This window comes from Thermoanaerobacter thermocopriae JCM 7501 (assembly GCF_001310975.1).
Lineage (GTDB): Bacteria > Bacillota > Thermoanaerobacteria > Thermoanaerobacterales > Thermoanaerobacteraceae > Thermoanaerobacter > Thermoanaerobacter thermocopriae.
In genome coordinates this window covers 21854-39611 of record NZ_BAZY01000003.1, presented here as the reverse complement: position 1 = coordinate 39611, position 17758 = coordinate 21854, and the positions used below count along the sequence as shown (strand labels likewise).

Here is a 17758-nt window from a genome sequence, read left to right as displayed (position 1 = left end):
ATTGACAAAGATAGATAAAAGTGAGAGAATAAAATTAAAATTGAATAGTAAAGAAGATAAATCTTCGGGCAGGGTGAAATTCCCGACCGGCGGTATAGCCCGCGAGCCGCTTAGGCGGTTGATGTGGTGAAATTCCACAGCCGACAGTGAAAGTCTGGAGGGGAGAAGATTTTGTTTTTGTGCCTGTTTTTGCGAAATAAATCCAAAAAATCCTGAAGATTATCTTCAGGATTTTTGGTAAGTGAAATTGGAGGGATGAATTGTGGAAAAATCTAAAACACAAACTATAGTAAAGGTGGGTTTTCTTTCAGCAACAGCTTTTATACTTATGTATTTAGAATTTCAGGTACCACTGTTTCCTGGATTTTTAAAGCTTGATTTTAGTGATGTACCCGCGCTAGTTGCATCTTTTGCTATAGGGCCTTTGTATGGGGTAATGGTGGAGCTTATTAAAAACATACTCCATGCCACTGTGACTCAGTCGGGAGCTATTGGCGAAATTGCCAACTTCACTGTAGGTTCTATATTTGTTTACGCTGCAGGGGTTATATATCAATTTAATAAGACGCGAAAAACGGCTCTTATATCTATGGCAATTGCTACAGTGGTGATGGCTGTAACTGCTTCACTTTTAAATTACTATGTTTTTCTTCCTTTGTACCAAAGGGTCATGGGCTGGCCTATGGATGCCATCATTAATATGGGCAAAGCAGCAAATAAAAATATAGTAGATGTAAAAACTCTTATATCATACGGAATATTTCCTTTTAATATATTAAAAGGAATTGTAGTGTCAGTAATTACCTTCCTGGTATATAAGAAGCTATCACCTTTTTTCAAACATTAATTTTAAATCCCTGGTAGGTGCTGGGGATTAGTTTGTTAACAAAGTTAAAAAATTTTCAAAGGAGATATTTTGCATCGTCGCATACAGTCTGATCCTAGCACATGCTGGGGGTTATTTTTATTTTTAATTTGCTAAAAGATAATATATAATAAAGTTATAATAAGTGGGGTGAGACTTAATGGAAAAGACCTATATTTGCAAAAATAGAGAGGAGACCATTTCTTTAGGAGAAAAATTAGGAAGGCTGTTAAAGAGTAGAGATATAATTTTATTGTATGGGGATTTAGGAAGTGGCAAAACTGTTTTTACAAAGGGAATTGCGAAGGGGTTAGGAATAAATGAGCCAATTACCAGCCCGACTTTTACTTTAGTCAATGAACATAAAGGAAGGATTCCTCTTTATCATTTTGATTTATATAGGTTAGATGATTACACAGCCCTTTATGACATAGGTTATGAGGAATATTTTTATGACGAAGGAGTTTGCGCAATTGAATGGCCTGAAAGGTTAGGACCTTTACTTCCGAAAGAAAGGCTAGAAGTAATAATTCAAAAAGGGGAAAAAGAAGATGAAAGAGTTATTTTATTTAAAGATTTTGGGAAACGATATGAAGAGCTTTTAAAGGAGATGAGTCAATGAAAATTTTGGCAATAGATTCTTCTTCTAAAACTGCTACTGTTGCATTAGTAGATGAAAAGGGGATAATAGGAGAATACTCTATAAATTATCTCAGGCATTCAGTAATTTTAATGCCCATGATAGATGAACTGCTTAAAAAGTGTGAAGTACCAATAAATCAAATAACTCATGTAGCTGTTTCGGAAGGACCAGGCTCTTTTACGGGGCTTAGAATCGGTGCTGCCACCGCAAAGGGTTTGGCTCATGCTCTTAACATCCCTATTGTAGGAGTATCTTCTCTTCTAGCTCTTGCATATAATGTCAGTGAATTTGAAGGACTTATATGCCCTCTCATAGATGCTTTAAATGAAAATGTTTATGGAATGTTGATAAGAGGTGGGAGTCTTGAAATTTTAATGGATGCTAAAGTATATTCCTTGGAGGAAATTGCCGAATTGGTAGAGGGTTACTCTGACAAGGTGTTGTTCGTAGGAGAGGGGGTTTATTCCTATAAAGATAAATTACGAGAAATGATAAGGGATAAAGCTTTATTTGCAAAGGATAAGGATAACATAGCGAGGGCAGCTTCTATAGGAGAGATTGCTATTCAGATGATAAAAAAAGGGGAAGTGTTCAGTTTCTTTGATTTTAAGCCGGTGTATATAAGGAAATCGGCTGCTGAAATTCGTTTAGGTGACAGGGGAGTTAATTAATGGATGTTATTATAAGGCTTATGAGGAAAGAAGATGTGGAGGAGGTCTTGGAAATTGAAAAGTTGAGCTTTAGCACTCCTTGGTCTAAAGAAGCTTTTATAAGTGAAGTTACAAAGAACAGCTGTGCTAAGTATATAGTAGCGGAAGTTGACAACAAAATTGTGGGTTATGGAGGATTTTGGGTGGTTGTAGATGAAGGTCATATAACCAATATAGCAGTTCATCCTGAATACAGATCTAAAGGAATTGGAAGTAAGATTATGGAGGGTCTAATTGAGCTTGCTAAAAAAAATGGAATAATTTCCATGACACTAGAGGTGAGAGAATCAAACATTGTTGCACAGCATTTGTATGCAAAGTTTGGATTTAGACCATTAGGTAGAAGAAAAGGCTATTATCAAGATAATAATGAGGATGCAATTATAATGTGGAAATACGACTTGTGATGGTGGTGAAATAATGGATAAAGATGTAATAATTTTGGGAATAGAATCTTCCTGCGATGAAACAGCCGCAGGAGTTGTTAAAAACGGCAAAAAAGTATTGTCAAATGTAATATATTCTCAAATAGAGGTTCACAAAAAATATGGTGGCGTAGTGCCAGAAATAGCTTCCAGAAAGCATATTGAAGTAATATCTTTTGTAGTGGAAGAGGCGTTAGAAAAAGCTAGACTAACTCTTGATGAAGTAGATGTAATTGCTGCTACCTATGGGCCAGGATTAGTAGGTGCTCTTTTAGTTGGTTTGTCTTATGGTAAAGCTTTAGCTTATGCAAAAAACAAGCCTTTTATAGGAGTAAATCACATAGAAGGTCATATAGCTGCAAATTACTTAGGAGGTGAATTTGCTCCTCCTTTTATTTGCCTTGTGGCTTCTGGGGGACATAGTCACATTGTTTTTGTAAAAGATTATGGAGAATACGAAGTAATGGGACAAACAATGGATGATGCGGCAGGAGAAGCCTTTGACAAAGTAGCAAGAGCTTTAGGGTTGGGGTATCCTGGAGGGCCTGCTATTGAAAAGGCTGCAAAGCTGGGGAATATGGAAGCTATTGAGTTTCCTAAATCTTTTATGGAGGAAGGGAATTTTGACTTTAGTTTTAGTGGGCTTAAAACAGCGGTTTTAAACTATTTAAATAGACAAAAGCAAAAAAGAGAAGAGATAAATGTTTATGATGTGGCGGCTAGTTTCCAAAGAAATGTAGTGGAGGTGTTGGTAAAAAAATTAATTGATGCTGCAAAGAAGAAAAATATTAACAAAATTTCTATAGCAGGAGGGGTGGCTGCTAATAGTTTTTTGAGGGAAAAATTAGAAGAAGAGGCAAAAAAAATTGGAGTAAGGCTCCATTACCCTGATAAAATTTATTGTACAGACAATGGTGCTATGATTGCTGCTGCAGCCTATTATGACTTTATAAAAGGGAAAACTTCTGAGTTGGATTTAAATGCCATTCCTTATTTAAAGATTGGGGAAAAATTTTGCTGTTGAAAATGTGGAAATATGTCGAAATTTAAGATGCATTGTATTATTGTGGCTGTGGATAACTTTGTGGATATTGTGCTTAAATATATTTCATTGTATTTACTGGAATGAAATAGAAAGAAAGTTTATTAAAAATAAATAAAACTTTTATTAAATCTTAGGGGGTTTTATTATGAAGAATATTTTGCTTTTCACAAAATTAAATGAAACCTACATAAAAGAAATTAAGGAACGAATGGATGAATATAAGGTTCTTTACGTTCAAAATGAGGAAGAGGCTGAAAAGTATATAAAAGACACAGAAATTATCATAAGCTTTGATTTTGAGTTTTATCCTAATATTGTGGACAAGGCTTCAAACCTTAAATGGATTCATCTTTTGAGCGCGGGAGCAGATACTCTTCCCTTTGAAAAACTCAAAAAAATGAAGGTATTAGTTACTAATTCTAGAGACGTACACAAGTATCAAATTTCACAACAGGTTATAGGTTATATGCTTATGTTTGAAAGAAGCTTAAATACTTTTTTAAGAAATCAGATAAAAAAGGTGTGGGATAGGTCTGTTAGGGTTTCAGAACTTACAGGTAAGACTGCTTTGATAATAGGAGTAGGAAGCATAGGGGAGGAAATTGCAAGACTTTTAAAAGAATTTGGCATGAAGGTCTACGGTATAAGAAGCTCGGGGAAGCCTTCTTTATATGTTGAAAAAATGTATACTTCTATTGAAGACTGTGATGTATTGTCGTTTGCCGATTATGTGATATCTATACTTCCTTTGACTAAAGACACTTACCACTTGATAGGAGAAAACGTATTTAACAGGATGAAAAATACCAGTTACTTTATAAATGTTGGGAGAGGAAAAGTAGTGGATGAAAAAGCTTTAATAAATGCGCTTGAGAATAAAGTGATAAAAGGAGCTGCATTAGATGTTTTTGAAGAAGAGCCTTTAAGAGAAGACAGCCTTTGTGGGATATGGAAAATGTGATAATCACTCCTCACATGGCAGGGGTTACGCCTTTATACATGCAAAGAGCGATGGAAATATTGAAAGAAAATTTGGATGCTTATAAGGAAGGAAGAACTTTGAGAAATATTGTAAATTTAGACAAAGGATACTAAAGCGGGTTTTTACCCGCTTAAATTTTCCCATTCTTCATACATTTGTTCTAATTTACTTTTAAGGGCATTGTATTCTTTTTGTATTTCTACAATTTCTCCTGTTTTATAGATTTTAACATCACACATTTTTTCTTCCAAATATTTTATTCTTTCTTCAGCTTGATAAATTGAATTTTCAAGGTTTTTTAGATATTCTTTTTGCTGTTTTAACTTAAGCTTAGCCAATCTTTCTTTATATCTTTCGTTTTTTATCTGGGTTTTCGTCTTTTTGAGTATTTTTTCTTCTTTTTTTTCATTAAGCTGATTTTTCTTTTCTATATAATAACTGTAATTGCCCAAGTATACTTCTACACCTTGAGGTGTCAAAACCATAACTTTTGTAGCAATTTTGTCAATAAAATATCTGTCATGTGAGACAAACAGTAAAGTTCCAGTATAATCTAACAAAGCTTCTTCTAACACTTCTTTTGCTTTTAAATCTAAATGGTTAGTTGGTTCGTCCATAAGTAGAAAATTTGCTTTTGAGAGGATAAGCTTTAGCAATGAAAGCCTTGCTTTTTCACCACCACTTAGTACAGAAACAGTTTTAAAAACATCTTCTTCTTTAAAAAGAAAAGAAGCCAACAAAGTCCTTACTTCTGTTTGAGTAAGATATGGATTTTCGTCCCATATTTCATCGATAACTGTTTTTTCATCATGTAAGCTTTTAAATTCTTGCTCGTAATAACCTGTTATTATATTTGTGCCAAATTTGATTTCTCCTTCAAAATTATTGATTTCTCCAACTAATATTTTCAAAAGGGAGCTTTTACCTATGCCATTAGGGCCTAAAAGGGCGATTTTTTCGCCTTTTTTTATTTCAAAAGATACATTGGAAAAAACTTGCCTATCAAAACTTAAAGACAAATTTTTAACTGTCAATACATCATTTCCACTTTCTAAATCGAAGTCAAAACGCAAATTGAAAGATCTATTATTTATCACTGGTTTTTCTATTATTTCCATCTTTTCCAATAATTTTTGCTTGCTTTCTGCCATTTTTACCGATTTTTCTGTTCTACGGTTTTTTTGAATCTGTATAATAGATTTTATTCTTTTTATTTCTTTTTGCTGCTCTTCATAAGCTTTTAACTTTGCTTTTGTTTCTAATGTTTTTCTTTTTAAATATTCTGTGTAGTTGCCTTCATAACTGATAGCTTAGTGTTTTCTATCTCAAATATTCTACTTACGATTTTGTCCAAAAAATATCTATCGTGGGATATGATTAAAATTGTGCCGCTATAAAATTTTAAATATTGCTCTAACCATTCTATTGAGCTTATGTCTAGGTGATTGGTGGGTTCGTCTAATAGTAGGACATCTGGATTAGAAAGTAAAGTTTTTGCCAGCATAAGCCGGGTTTTTGACCGCCACTTAAATTTGATACAGGTGTATCGAATTGTGACACATCAAAACCTAATCCGTTTAGTACACCTCTTATTTTACTTTCTACAGAATAACCATCTAATTCCATATATTTGTCTGTTAAAAAGGAATATTCTAAAAAAAGTTTATCAAGTAGATATGAATCTTTTGTTTGTGAGATTTTTTCCTCTAGAGATTTAATTTGTTTTTCTAATTGGAATATTTCATCAAAAACTGTTTTTACTTCCTCGTATATACTTTTTTCAGAGTCAATCAAAGTGTTTTGTTGTAAATACCCTATTTTATTTGCAGAAATTGAAATTGCTCCGCTATCAGGTTCAGTAAAACCGGCTAAAAGATTGAAAAGGGTGGATTTTCCAGCGCCATTTTTGCCAATTACTCCTATTTTGTCTTTTTCGTTGACTATAAAAGAAATATTTTGTAGAATTATATCGATACCATAACTTTTTGTCACATTGTTTACCGTTATGATTGCCATAATATAACCTCCTGTTCATATTAAATATATCAAAAAAAATTCTTTTGTAAAGTGTAGATAACCTATAACTTTTTTTAATATGTGTCGATATAAAATTAATGAATGCGTTTATAAATGGAAGGTGATGGAATTGGATATAGCTACAGTAGTAGGCATAGTTGTGGCAGTAGGGGCTATAGTGTATGGATATACACTGGGTGGAGGTACTCTTGATTCTTTAATTGATGTGGGTTCTGCTATCCTAGTGATTGGGGGTACTATAGGGGCTACTATAGTTTCTTATTCTATGGATGATATTAAAAAAGTTCCGAGGCTTTTGGTTAAGGCTTTTAAAAATCAAAGTAATAATTATTTGGAGATAATAAAATATTTTGCTTATTTGGCTCAAAAAGCCAGAAGTGAAGGGCTTCTAAGCCTTGAATCGGAAATGGAGTCTGAAAAGATAAAAAATTTTGACCCTATATTGAAAGAGTGCTTAGAGTTAGTTGTTGATGGATCTGATATGGAACTTATTAAAACGACCATGGAGAACAAGATCTACATAGAGGATATGGAAGCTAAAAAAGAAGCGGGCATTTTTGAGGCAGCGGGTGGCTATGCTCCTACAATGGGTCTTATAGGAACAGTTGTGGGACTTATTAAAGTGTTACTTGAATTAGATGATCCGAGCCAAATAGGACCTTCTGTCTCCTTAGCATTTATAACTACCTTATATGGTGCGCTTTTAGCAAACTTATTTTTTCTTCCTATTGCTCAAAAATTAAGAAATAAAGCCTCTATTAAAAGAATAGAAAAAGAGTTGATATTAGAAGGAAGTCTTTCACTGCAAGCTGGGGAAAATCCAAGAATATTAGAAAGGAAGTTAATGACATTTATCACACAGGCGCAGCTTAAAAATACGTCTCAGAAAGGCGGTGTAGAGTTAAATGAGGAGATGGGAGGAAGATGAATCGAAATTGAATACCGGTAGATGGGTTCTTACTTATTCTGATATGATGAGCTTGCTTTTGGTGTTTTTTATTGTGTTATACTCAATAAGTACTCTTAATGCAGCCAAATTTGCTCAGCTTTCTATTTCTTTGAGCAGAGCTTTTGGTGGAAGTGATTATGTAATAGGCCAATACATGGGGGATAGTTTTGTTCAAGGTAATAGTGGAGACAAAAACAGTTTAGGAGAAATTGAAAAACAGCTAGAGGGTTTTGTAAAAGAAAACAACCTTCAAGGTATGGTAACAAGTTATATAGATGAAAGAGGACTTGTAATAAGTTTACAAGATACTCTTCTTTTTGATTTAGGTTCTGCCGACGTACATCCGGAAGAAAAAGACGTTTTGATAAAAATAGGTAATATGTTAAAAACTCTTCCTAACCATATTAGAGTGGAAGGTTTTACTGATGACCTTCCTATACATAATAATAAATTTGATTCGAATTGGGAATTATCTGTTATACGAGCGACCAATGTAGTAAAAATATTAGTACATGAAGCAGGTGTTGATCCAAAGAAAATATCGGCAGTAGGATATGGGGAATACAGGCCTGTTGTTCCAAATGATTCTGAAGAACATAGAAGACTTAATAGAAGAGTAGACATTGTTATTATGAATGCGGAGTATGATAAATGGGAGCCTAAAAGCCCGGATTAAAAAATTTTATAATTCCTCATATTCTACTATGTTTTTATTTTATTGACAAAAAATTTACAATATTATATAATTCAATTACATAGTAGAATGAGGTGAGGACAGTGAGCAAAAAGACCATAGTATCAATGGCTGTAGTAAGAAGGCTCCCAAGATATCATAGATACCTTGAAGAACTTCTTAAAAATGATGTAAAACGTATTTCCTCAAGGGAATTAAGCGAAAAAATGGGAGTTACTGCTTCTCAGATTAGGCAAGATTTAAATAATTTTGGTGGATTTGGGCAGCAGGGATATGGTTATAATGTGGAAGAACTTTATAATAATTTGACTAAGATTTTAGGCCTTGATAAAACCTACAATACTATTATCATAGGGGCAGGAAATCTTGGGCAAGCGATTGCTAATTATACCAGTTTTGAAAAATCCGGTTTTAATTTAAAAGGTATTTTTGACATTAATCCACGATTGTTTGGGCTTAAAATTAGGGATGTTGAAGTGATGGACGTAGAAACTGTAGAGGATTTTATTGCTCGCAACAAAATCGATATCGGTATTTTGTGTATTCCAAAAGACAATGCTCAGTATATTGCTGACAGGCTGGTGAAAGCAGGAATCAAAGCGATATGGAATTTTTCGCCTATAGATTTAAAGGTACCGGATGATGTAATTTTAGAAAATGTACATTTAAGTGATAGCTTATTTACTGTATCATATAGATTAAATGAAGGGGAGCTTTTTAAAAAGTTAAAAGGAGAAACTGCTAAAATAGATGGATAGTAAATTTTCCTATCCATCTATTTTAATTTATGATATTTTTAAAAGGTGAAGAAAAAAGAATATGATGCCTAAAAAGAAAGCTGGTAAGAGGTCTATATAGTTCTTCTTGTCAGATTTTATTTTTAATTGACATTCTAATTAATAAAAATTACAATTATATTTGAGATTATGTAAAGTAGAAAGGCGAGAAGAATGGATAAGTTGGCGATTTGGGAAGTATTTTTATTTTCAGTACCAGAGGCGGCAGTTATAATAAGTATTGCATTTGGCTTAGCAGGAGCAGAATTTCTGCCAATGAAGATTTTGTATATGAGCTTGTTAACTGGATTCATATTATACTTTATAAGACCATTGATTAGTAGTTATATTGTAAATGTTATACTTTATATCGGTACCTTAATGATATTGTTTTTGACATTTAAAGTTATGGACTTTTTTAAAGGGATGATGAGCATTATTTTAGCTGTCTCCATTTACTTAATAATAGAATATCTGAATGTTACAGCAATTCAATTTTTGCTTGATTTAGAACCTGTACTTTTATTGAAGGACTATGTCCTGCGATTTGAGTGTTTTTTACCCCAATTATTAACGGCGATATTGGTTTCTTTTGTTATACGCAAGTATAAACTTTCTTTGTTTACAGAGTAGAGTAAGGTATTGGGAGATGAATTTATATGTTAAGAATAGTTGTTGCAGAAGACGATATAAATTTTAGAAAAGAACTCACAAAAATTCTTTTAACAATAGAAGACGTAAGTGTTGAATATTCTACGGGAGACGGGAAAGACGCATTAGAAGCATTAATTAAAATTAGACCGAACGTTGCTATTTTAGATATAGGATTACCACGAATATCGGGAATTGAGGTAGCGAGAAAGATTAGAGAATACATGCCCTTTCTGGAGATAATTTTATTACTTCCTTTGAGGAATACATAAAAGATGCGGTGAAACTTTATGCCTCTGATTATATTGAGAAACCTCTTGATGAGAAGAGGCTGAGAGAAACTTTAGAGAGGATAAAGGAAAAACTTTTTGAAATAGAAAATGTCGTTCCTTTTAAAACGGAAGACGGGGTAAAGCTTGTCAATCCAAAGGAGATTTACTGTGTTCGTGCCAGTAAAAAAGGAGTATAGTTTATACCCAAAGAGAAAAATTTATATGCGATTATTCTTTAAAGGAAATAGAGGAATTGTTAGACGGCAACATGTTTTTTAGAACAAATCGGTCTTTTCTAGTGAACCTCTTTAAAGTTGAGTTATTAAAAGACAACAATAGAACTTCCTTTGAGATATGTTTTAAAGGTTCAAATTATAAGGCTTATCTCTCTAAAGAATTGTATGAAGAATTTAGGAGGAGAATAAAAGCTATTTACAGATCATAGTTAGATTGGAAGAGGTTTTATGTTTAAAGATAGTTACAAAAATGCGATGATGATTTATGTAGTGCAAATGGTATTGATAGTAATACTGGTTAATAACAATTTTATGAAAAGCCTTGATGTATTTCAACCCAAAAATCAAGAGTTGTTCAGGATTTTCATAGGAATTTTGATTTTTATATTGAATGGACTTTCTATTTTTGTGTTAAGGGGGCTATATGCCAAGAATAAAGAAGAACGCCAATATTTAATAAATAGTATTAAATTTAAATATATAGAAGAACAAAATCGAATTTACAGGCAAAATCACCACGATATAAAAAATCATTTGATAGTTATTTCTGAATTAGTCAAGGAAAAAAGATATAGTGAACTGGAAAGTTATTTGTTTTCGTACATGGAAGAAATTGACAAAAATTTAGTGACAATAAACACAGGTATAAATGAAATTGATATATTGCTTTATTCGAAAATAAGTAATGCTAAAAGCAAAGGGATTGAAGTGGATTTTAAGTGTGATACACAAATCCAATGCAGTAAAAAACATGTGCTTAATTTAGTCTCGGTTTTAGGAAATTTAATAGACAATGCAATAGAAGCTTGTGATGAAATGGAAAAAGATAAATACATGATTATAGAATTGAAAGAAGATCCAATAGATTACATATTTCATGTAAAGAATAGGTATAATTTTCAGAAAGATATAGAACCATCTACCTATTTTGAAGAAGGCTTTTCTACAAAAGAGGGTAGAAGAAGAGGAGAAGGATTGCATATTGTCAGAAATATAGTGGAAAAGTATAGAGGCGAAATTGATGTTCAAACCGAGGAAGGTTATTTTGACATTATTGTAGAAATTCCTAAATTTTCTTTGGAGGGCGATTGAAATTAATATAGAAAAGTTAGCTGAGAAGTTGGCACAAAGACTGTTTAAAACTCAAAATTTGACGGATATTGAGATGGCAAAAATACAATATGGTATAAGCTTAATTTTAGGGGTAATAATTGAATTTACTTTAGTTTATGCTATTTCTTTAATATTAGGGATTGGCTTTTACACTGCAGTAATAATGTTTTCAGCTCTTTTTCTGAGAATAAATACAGGAGGAGCTCATTGCACAACTTATAATAGGTGTATAACTTTTACAGCATTTTATTTTATACCTTTTTCTGCTTTAGCAAAATTTGTAGACGTTCATTTTTCTTTATACCTTAAAATTTTTGTAAGCTTATTGTTATATTTTATAGTTTTAGTGATGGTGAAAAATAATAAATTTTACAGAGCTGTAATCATGTTTTTAATTGGCATAAATATTCTTCTGTTTTTTGCAAATACAATAGTTGGCGTTAAAGTATTATTTTTAATATCTATTGGCTTTACATTACAAGCTATTATGAGGACTACCTTAGGAGAAACTATTGTAGAAATAGCAGATGCTTTTTTAAAAAAAGCAGGGATATAAAAATTTTTTTATTTTTTATAGCATTTTTATGTAAATATAGGTAAATAATATATTTTTATACAAAAATTTTATGGTTTTTTAAGGAATATATCTCATTTTTTACATAAAAAATGGCATTTTTCGTAAATCTTTGGATATATTTAGGCGAAAAATGCATTTTCGTTCCCAAAAATGACACTTTCGTTCCGAAATCCACACAAAAGGTATTAAATGTTGTATAATTAAATAAAGTTAAGTGGGAGGTGAATTTGTGATGAAAAAGATACACCCACTATCACTGTTAGGAACACTGCTTACATTTTTAGGTACATTGGGACTTGTAACGCCTGCTTGCATCGGCTGGTTTTATAAGCCTCAAGTTCCTAATGCTTTGCAGAAAAAGTAATACATCTCAAAGATCTTTTCTACCCTTCCTCGTGGGTTTCAACATTTTTCCTGAGTTTTTGATAAGTTTAAATTGGTTTTGTGCCGAGCTTTTCGGCACTTTTTATTTTAGTGTTTAAAAATGAAATATTCTCATTTCAAGAATTGTCTTGACTTAAAAAGAAAAGGGAAGTTATAATAAACATTGAAGGGATATAGGGACGGGGGGTATGCATTGCTGGTTTTTTTAAGATGGGATAACAATACTGTTTTTTGTAATTGAAAAATTTATATAAAAACGTATAATTAATATTGTAAAACAATTCAAAAGATTAATGGCCGGTTTTCAGATTGCTATTTAGGAGGTTACTCTGTTGAAAGTTTATTCTTTAGTTGGAGAAAGTGGGACGGGAAAAAGCCATCATGCTTCTTTTATTGCTGGCAAGTATGGCATCAGATATATCATTGATGATGGAATTTTAATAAAAGGTAATAACATAATTGCAGGGGTTTCTGCCAAAAAAGAGGCTACAAAAATTGGAGCTATAAAAAGAGCATTATTTACTGATTCTAAGCATGTAGAGGAAGTAAAAAAAGCTATTGAAGAAGCAAAACCTGATAAAATCCTCATAATAGGTACTTCTGATAAAATGGTGGATACTATAGCCGAAAAATTGGGGCTTCCGCCAGTGAGTGTAAGGGTATATATTGAAGATGTAGTTCCACCTAAGCAGATTGAAATAGCCCGTGAAAAACGGTTGTTGGAGGGGAAGCATGTTATCCCTGCTCCAACATTTGAAGTTAAAAAGCAGTTCTCAGGCTATTTTTTAGACCCTCTCAGGATATTTAGAAGAAATAAGGGTGGTTATTTTGAAAAGACAATAGTAAGGCCTAATTACAGTTACTTAGGGAAATACACCATTTCTGAAAGTGTTATAAATTCAATAGTGGCTCATGAACTTATATTGTTTAGGGAGGTCTACAAAGTTAATAGAGTTTTGACGGAAAAAAGACCTGAAGGAATAATTTTAAAAATAGATGTTTCAATGAAGTATGGATGCCAAATTATGCCTGTTTTAAAAGAAGCTATGAAAAATATAAAAAAACAATTGGAGTATATGACGGCTTTAAATGTCCTCAATATGGACATTTATGTAAAAAATCTGCATATTGAAAAAGCAAATTCTGGAGAAAAGGGTGTGTGATATGTACAAAATTGTGCGAAAAGAGGTACTAAATCCTGTTGTCAAACTGATGGATATTGAAGCGCCAAGAGTTGCTAAGAGTGCAAAACCTGGTCAGTTTGTCATTATTAGAATTTATGATAAAGGGGAAAGAATCCCTCTTACTATCGCTGATTATGACCCGAAAAAAGGAACAGTTACAATTGTATTTCAAGAAGTTGGGAAATCCACCAAATTGTTAGGTGCTCTCAATGAAGGAGATTATATTTTAGATTTTGTAGGGCCTTTAGGGAATTCTATGGAGGTTCCCAAGGAAGCCAAAAAAATATTAGGTGTTGGTGGCGGTGTTGGTATACCTGCCCTTTATCCTAAATTAAAAGCGTTACATCAGGAAGGATATAGAGTTGAAGCAATTCTTGGCGGTAGAAGTGAAGAATATGTAATTTTTAAGAAAGAAATGGAGGCTGTCTGCGACAAAGTATATTATGCTACAGATGATGGCACTCTAGGGAAAAAAGGCTTTGTGACAGATGTATTGAAAGAAGTATTGGAAAATGATAAAGAAATAGATTATATTATTACAGTTGGTCCTGTCATAATGATGAAAAATGTTTGCAAGATGACCAAAGAATACAATATACCAACTATAGTCAGTATGAACCCATTGATGGTAGACGGTACAGGAATGTGCGGTGCTTGTAGAATTGAAGTTGGCGGTGAGACAAAATTTGTATGTATGGATGGCCCAATTTTTGATGGTCATCTTGTGAATTTTGACTTAGCTATGACAAGGCTTAATATGTTTAAACAACAAGAAAAACTATCATTAGAACTTTATGAACATGGAGGTGGTCACCATGGCCGTTAAAGATAGAGTTCCTATGAAAGAGCAAGATCCAAAAGAAAGGATAAAGAATTTTAATGAAGTAGCATTGGGTTATGCAGAGGAGGAGGCAATTCTAGAGGCTTCAAGGTGCCTTCAATGCCCTAAGCCTACTTGTGTGGCCGGGTGCCCTGTCCATGTTAGAATACCAGAGTTTATAAAGGCTATTACAAAAAAAGAATTTGAGGAAGCTTATAAAATAATAAAAAGTACAAATAGTTTACCTGCTGTTTGTGGAAGGGTGTGTCCCCAAGAGGAGCAGTGCGAAAAGAATTGTGTGTTAAATAAGGTTGGAAAACCCATCGCTATTGGAAGACTGGAGAGGTTTGTGGCTGATTATGCTCTTGAGAATAATGTTGAAGAAGAAGTAAAACCTGAAAAGAAAAATAAAAAAGTAGCTATAATAGGAGGAGGACCTGCAGGGCTTACCTGTGCAGGAGACCTTTTGAAAATGGGTTATGATGTCACAATTTTTGAGGCTTTACATGCTTTGGGTGGAGTTTTAACTTACGGCATTCCTGAGTTTAGGCTGCCAAAGAGAATTGTAGAAGCGGAAATAGAAAGAGTAAAAAAATTAGGGGCAAAAGTTGAGACAAACGTGGTTGTAGGAAGGACAGTTACGATTGACCAGTTAATGGAGGAAGAAGGCTTTGAAGCAGTATTCGTTGGCACAGGTGCTGGACTTCCGAAGTTAATGGATATTCCGGGCAAGAATTTGAACGGCGTTTATTCTGCTAATGAATTTTTGACAAGAATAAATCTTATGAAAGCATATAAATTTCCTGAGTATGATACTCCTATTGCAGTAGGTAAGAGAGTAGCTGTAATAGGTGGAGGAAACGTTGCAATGGATGCCGCTCGTTCTGCTCTAAGACTTGAAGGAGTAGAAGAGGTAATAGTAGTATATAGGCGTTCGAAAGAAGAGATGCCAGCGAGATTAGAAGAAATAGAGCATGCGGTTGAAGAAGGGATAAAATTTGAGTTTTTAGCTAACCCTATAAGGATAAATGGGACAGAAGATGGATGGGTAAAAAGCATGGATGTAATAAGAATGGAATTAGGTGAGCCTGATAGCTCAGGAAGAAGGAGACCTATTGAAATACCGGGGTCTGAATTTACCATAGAAGTAGATACAGTGATTATGGCATTAGGCACAAGTCCTAATAATTTAATTCCTTCCACCACAAAGGATATTGATGTACAGAGGTGGGGTGGAATTATAGCCGATGAGACAGGTAAAACTTCAAAGCCTGGTGTTTTTGCTGGAGGAGATGCAGTAACTGGAGCTGCTACTGTAATACTTGCGATGGGAGCAGGTAAACAGGCGGCAAAAGCCATAGATGAGTATTTGAGAAATAAAAAATAATCAGTATATATATCGAAATAATATAGAAAATATGAATTATTATGCAAAAATTTCTTGTAGCATTTACAAATAATATGAGAAATGGCATAACGATTAAGATGTTTTGTAAAATATACCATAAACGGGTATATTTTTTAAAATGATTAAAAAAATAGAAAGCTTACAATAAAAAAAACTTTTACAAAAGAAAAAAATGTGATAAAATGCACTTAAATGTATTATTATACGGGCCTTTATTTAGACATTGAAACAACCTAATTTACCGAAAAAATGAGATTTTAAAAGCTTAATTGAATTAATTACAAAATATTGAGACAGGAGGTAATTGCAATGACCATATGGTCAAAATCAAATGATGTACTAGGGACAGTAAACAGAGGAAATCCATCGGAATCCGGCTTGTGTACACTTTGCATGGCGGATTGCCAGGGGAAGTGCGAAACATGGCTTTCCAGTCTTCTGGGCAGAAAAATGTTGTATCCTAGAGATTTTGGTATGGTAACAGCCGGAAGTAACAACACAACGTCTATTGGCGTATCTTACAATTCATTGAGGATAATGGGGTATAATTATGGCGCTTATGGGTTGGACCAAAATATTTCCGATTCTTCTGATGACTGCATATTCCCAAATGTAAATATTGAAACTGAATTTGGCAGTGAAGAAAAAACAAAATCAAGAATTCCTATTATGACTGGTGCTCTCGGGTCGACTTTTATTGCAGCAAAGTATTGGGACCCATTAGCTATAGGTGCGGCTCTTGTAGGCTTTCCGATAGTAATAGGCGAAAATGTGGCAGGTATTGATAAGGAGGCAGTAATAGAAAATGGTAGAATTAGAAAAGCACCGGAACTAGACAGAAGAATAAATACTTATCTTCGTTATTTTGATGGATATGGGGCTATTATTGTCCAGGTGAATGTAGAAGATTTAAGGAATGGTGTGGCAGAATATGTTATTGAAAAGTACGGTGATAAGGTAATAATAGAGCTTAAATGGGGACAAGGTGCAAAGAGTATTGGTGGCGAAATTCAAGTTAAGGATATTGAATATGCTACTTTCTTAAAAAAGAGGGGTTATATCGTGGATCCTGATCCAGAAAAGCCTGAAATTGTTGAAGGATTTAAAAATGGTGCTGTAAAATCTTTTGCAAGGCACAGTAGACTCGGATATACTCATCTGTCTTCTCCTGAAGAAGTAAGAGAAGAATTTATGAAAACCGTAGAGTACTTGCGAAAAATCGGGTATAAAAAAATCACATTAAAAACTGGCTCCTATAGTATGGATAGTTTAGCTATGGCCATAAAGTTTGCTACCGAAGCAAAACTTGATCTACTCACAATCGATGGTTCAGGCGGCGGAACTGGCATGAGTCCGTGGAATATGATGCAGACATGGGGTGTTCCGTCTATACTTCTGCATTCGAAAGCATATGAGTACGCATCAATCCTCGCAAATAAAGGACAGAAAGTGGTTGATATGGCCTTTGCTGGTGGTTTTGCAAGAGAAGACCATATTTTTAAAGCCCTTGCCCTGGGAGCACCATTTACAAAGTTAGTTTGCATGGGAAGAGCATTGATGATACCAGCCTTTGTAGGTTCGAATATAGAAGGGGTACTGCATCCGGAAAGGAAAGGCAAGGTAAATGGAAATTGGGACAAGTTGCCGCCGACGGTTTCTCAGCTCGGCCTCAAAGCAGAGGAAATTTTCGCAGGTTACTATGAGGTGAAAAAGAAAGTGGGAGAAAATGAAATGAAAAATATACCTTATGGAGCTATAGCCGTATGGACTTTAGCGGATAAATTGGCTGCAGGTTTGCAGCAGCTAATGGCGGGGGCAAGAAAGTTTTCTCTAAAAGCAATTTCAAGAGAAGATATTGCTTCGGTCAACCGGGAAACTGAAAGGGAAACTGGGATACCCTTTATCACAGATATAAGAAATGATGTTGCGAGAGATATTTTAAATTCTTAAAATAATAGTCTCTCCATGGAGCCTCTATTCTTTTTGT

The 17758-nt window shown here is 33.7% G+C and carries 16 protein-coding genes, 3 pseudogenes and 1 riboswitch; of the genes and pseudogenes, 18 read left to right on the top strand and 1 reads right to left on the bottom strand.

What is annotated here, in order from left to right:
* Window positions 1-56 precede the first annotated feature (56 nt).
* Window positions 57-174: riboswitch (FMN riboswitch) on the top strand.
* A gap of 88 nt (window positions 175-262) precedes the next feature.
* The 6 genes and pseudogenes from JCM7501_RS01840 to JCM7501_RS01815 all read left to right on the top strand — a co-directional run bounded on the left by JCM7501_RS01840 (window position 263) and on the right by JCM7501_RS01815 (window position 4783).
* Window positions 263-847 carry an ECF transporter S component gene (locus tag JCM7501_RS01840; RefSeq protein WP_028991789.1) on the top strand — a complete coding sequence of 195 codons (585 nt, stop codon included), beginning with the start codon at window positions 263-265 and terminating at the stop codon, window positions 845-847.
* A gap of 178 nt (window positions 848-1025) precedes the next feature.
* A complete protein-coding gene (gene tsaE, locus JCM7501_RS01835; RefSeq protein ID WP_028991788.1) occupies window positions 1026-1487 on the top strand; it encodes a tRNA (adenosine(37)-N6)-threonylcarbamoyltransferase complex ATPase subunit type 1 TsaE in 462 nt (153 codons plus the stop codon).
* Window positions 1484-2179 carry a tRNA (adenosine(37)-N6)-threonylcarbamoyltransferase complex dimerization subunit type 1 TsaB gene (tsaB, locus tag JCM7501_RS01830; protein WP_013149926.1) on the top strand — a complete coding sequence of 232 codons (696 nt, stop codon included), beginning with the start codon at window positions 1484-1486 and terminating at the stop codon, window positions 2177-2179. The genes tsaE and tsaB overlap by 4 nt, the downstream gene beginning before the upstream one ends.
* A complete protein-coding gene (gene rimI, locus JCM7501_RS01825) occupies window positions 2179-2625 on the top strand; it encodes a ribosomal protein S18-alanine N-acetyltransferase (RefSeq protein WP_012994663.1) in 447 nt (148 codons plus the stop codon). The genes tsaB and rimI overlap by 1 nt, the downstream gene beginning before the upstream one ends.
* Before the next feature lie 13 nt (window positions 2626-2638).
* Entirely contained in the window at window positions 2639-3667 is a 1029-nt protein-coding gene (gene tsaD / locus JCM7501_RS01820) for a tRNA (adenosine(37)-N6)-threonylcarbamoyltransferase complex transferase subunit TsaD (protein ID WP_054644771.1), read from the top strand.
* 166 nt (window positions 3668-3833) lie between these two features.
* Window positions 3834-4783 (top strand): annotated as a pseudogene (locus JCM7501_RS01815) (D-2-hydroxyacid dehydrogenase).
* Window positions 4784-4792: 9 nt separating this feature from the next.
* Here the strand turns inward: JCM7501_RS01815 and JCM7501_RS15705 are convergent.
* Window positions 4793-6686 (bottom strand): annotated as a pseudogene (locus JCM7501_RS15705) (ABC-F family ATP-binding cassette domain-containing protein).
* A 124-nt stretch (window positions 6687-6810) separates the two neighbouring features.
* On the opposite strand from JCM7501_RS15705, the gene JCM7501_RS01805 reads away from it, so the two are divergent.
* The 12 genes and pseudogenes from JCM7501_RS01805 (at window position 6811) to JCM7501_RS01755 (ending at window position 17721) form a co-directional block, all read left to right on the top strand.
* Window positions 6811-7635 carry a motility protein A gene (locus JCM7501_RS01805; protein WP_013149929.1) on the top strand — a complete coding sequence of 275 codons (825 nt, stop codon included), beginning with the start codon at window positions 6811-6813 and terminating at the stop codon, window positions 7633-7635.
* On the top strand, window positions 7613-8332 hold the full coding sequence (locus JCM7501_RS01800) for an OmpA/MotB family protein (RefSeq protein WP_028992681.1): 720 nt from the start codon (window positions 7613-7615) through the stop codon (window positions 8330-8332). Before JCM7501_RS01805 ends, JCM7501_RS01800 begins: the two co-directional genes overlap by 23 nt.
* 101 nt (window positions 8333-8433) lie before the next feature.
* Window positions 8434-9108 carry a redox-sensing transcriptional repressor Rex gene (locus JCM7501_RS01795; protein WP_012994669.1) on the top strand — a complete coding sequence of 225 codons (675 nt, stop codon included), beginning with the start codon at window positions 8434-8436 and terminating at the stop codon, window positions 9106-9108.
* A gap of 192 nt (window positions 9109-9300) precedes the next feature.
* Window positions 9301-9759, top strand: coding sequence for a hypothetical protein (locus tag JCM7501_RS01790; RefSeq protein ID WP_013149932.1), 459 nt, complete (start codon window positions 9301-9303; stop codon window positions 9757-9759).
* A gap of 26 nt (window positions 9760-9785) precedes the next feature.
* Window positions 9786-10494, top strand: a pseudogene (locus JCM7501_RS15700) (LytR/AlgR family response regulator transcription factor).
* A 19-nt stretch (window positions 10495-10513) separates the two neighbouring features.
* Window positions 10514-11377, top strand: a complete 864-nt coding sequence (locus JCM7501_RS01780; protein ID WP_028992683.1) for a sensor histidine kinase — start codon at window positions 10514-10516, stop codon at window positions 11375-11377.
* Window positions 11373-11954 (top strand): accessory gene regulator B family protein, encoded by a 582-nt coding sequence (locus JCM7501_RS01775; protein WP_028992684.1) that lies wholly within the window; start codon window positions 11373-11375, stop codon window positions 11952-11954. The genes JCM7501_RS01780 and JCM7501_RS01775 overlap by 5 nt, the downstream gene beginning before the upstream one ends.
* 253 nt (window positions 11955-12207) lie before the next feature.
* A complete protein-coding gene (locus JCM7501_RS12490) occupies window positions 12208-12339 on the top strand; it encodes an AgrD family cyclic lactone autoinducer peptide (RefSeq protein ID WP_013149936.1) in 132 nt (43 codons plus the stop codon).
* 352 nt (window positions 12340-12691) lie between these two features.
* Complete coding sequence (locus JCM7501_RS01770) at window positions 12692-13522, top strand: Asp23/Gls24 family envelope stress response protein (RefSeq protein ID WP_013149937.1); 831 nt, start codon at window positions 12692-12694, stop codon at window positions 13520-13522.
* 1 nt (window position 13523) lies between these two features.
* Window positions 13524-14369, top strand: coding sequence for a sulfide/dihydroorotate dehydrogenase-like FAD/NAD-binding protein (locus JCM7501_RS01765; protein WP_028992685.1), 846 nt, complete (start codon window positions 13524-13526; stop codon window positions 14367-14369).
* Window positions 14359-15750: an NADPH-dependent glutamate synthase gene (gltA, locus tag JCM7501_RS01760; protein ID WP_012994676.1), complete on the top strand. Its 1392-nt coding sequence runs from the start codon at window positions 14359-14361 to the stop codon at window positions 15748-15750. Before JCM7501_RS01765 ends, gltA begins: the two co-directional genes overlap by 11 nt.
* 330 nt (window positions 15751-16080) lie before the next feature.
* Entirely contained in the window at window positions 16081-17721 is a 1641-nt protein-coding gene (locus JCM7501_RS01755) for a glutamate synthase-related protein (RefSeq protein ID WP_013149940.1), read from the top strand.
* Window positions 17722-17758: the final 37 nt, after the last annotated feature.

Coding starts and splice junctions, on each gene's coding strand:
- tsaE (WP_028991788.1), top strand. CDS start 1,026: ATGGAAAAGACCTATATTTGCAAAAATAGAGAGGAGACCATTTCTTTA.
- gltA (WP_012994676.1), top strand. CDS start 14,359: ATGGCCGTTAAAGATAGAGTTCCTATGAAAGAGCAAGATCCAAAAGAA.
- tsaD (WP_054644771.1), top strand. CDS start 2,639: ATGGATAAAGATGTAATAATTTTGGGAATAGAATCTTCCTGCGATGAA.
- JCM7501_RS01805 (WP_013149929.1), top strand. CDS start 6,811: ATGGAATTGGATATAGCTACAGTAGTAGGCATAGTTGTGGCAGTAGGG.
- JCM7501_RS01780 (WP_028992683.1), top strand. CDS start 10,514: ATGTTTAAAGATAGTTACAAAAATGCGATGATGATTTATGTAGTGCAA.
- JCM7501_RS12490 (WP_013149936.1), top strand. CDS start 12,208: ATGAAAAAGATACACCCACTATCACTGTTAGGAACACTGCTTACATTT.
- JCM7501_RS01790 (WP_013149932.1), top strand. CDS start 9,301: ATGGATAAGTTGGCGATTTGGGAAGTATTTTTATTTTCAGTACCAGAG.
- JCM7501_RS01800 (WP_028992681.1), top strand. CDS start 7,613: ATGAGGAGATGGGAGGAAGATGAATCGAAATTGAATACCGGTAGATGG.
- rimI (WP_012994663.1), top strand. CDS start 2,179: ATGGATGTTATTATAAGGCTTATGAGGAAAGAAGATGTGGAGGAGGTC.
- JCM7501_RS01765 (WP_028992685.1), top strand. CDS start 13,524: ATGTACAAAATTGTGCGAAAAGAGGTACTAAATCCTGTTGTCAAACTG.
- tsaB (WP_013149926.1), top strand. CDS start 1,484: ATGAAAATTTTGGCAATAGATTCTTCTTCTAAAACTGCTACTGTTGCA.
- JCM7501_RS01755 (WP_013149940.1), top strand. CDS start 16,081: ATGACCATATGGTCAAAATCAAATGATGTACTAGGGACAGTAAACAGA.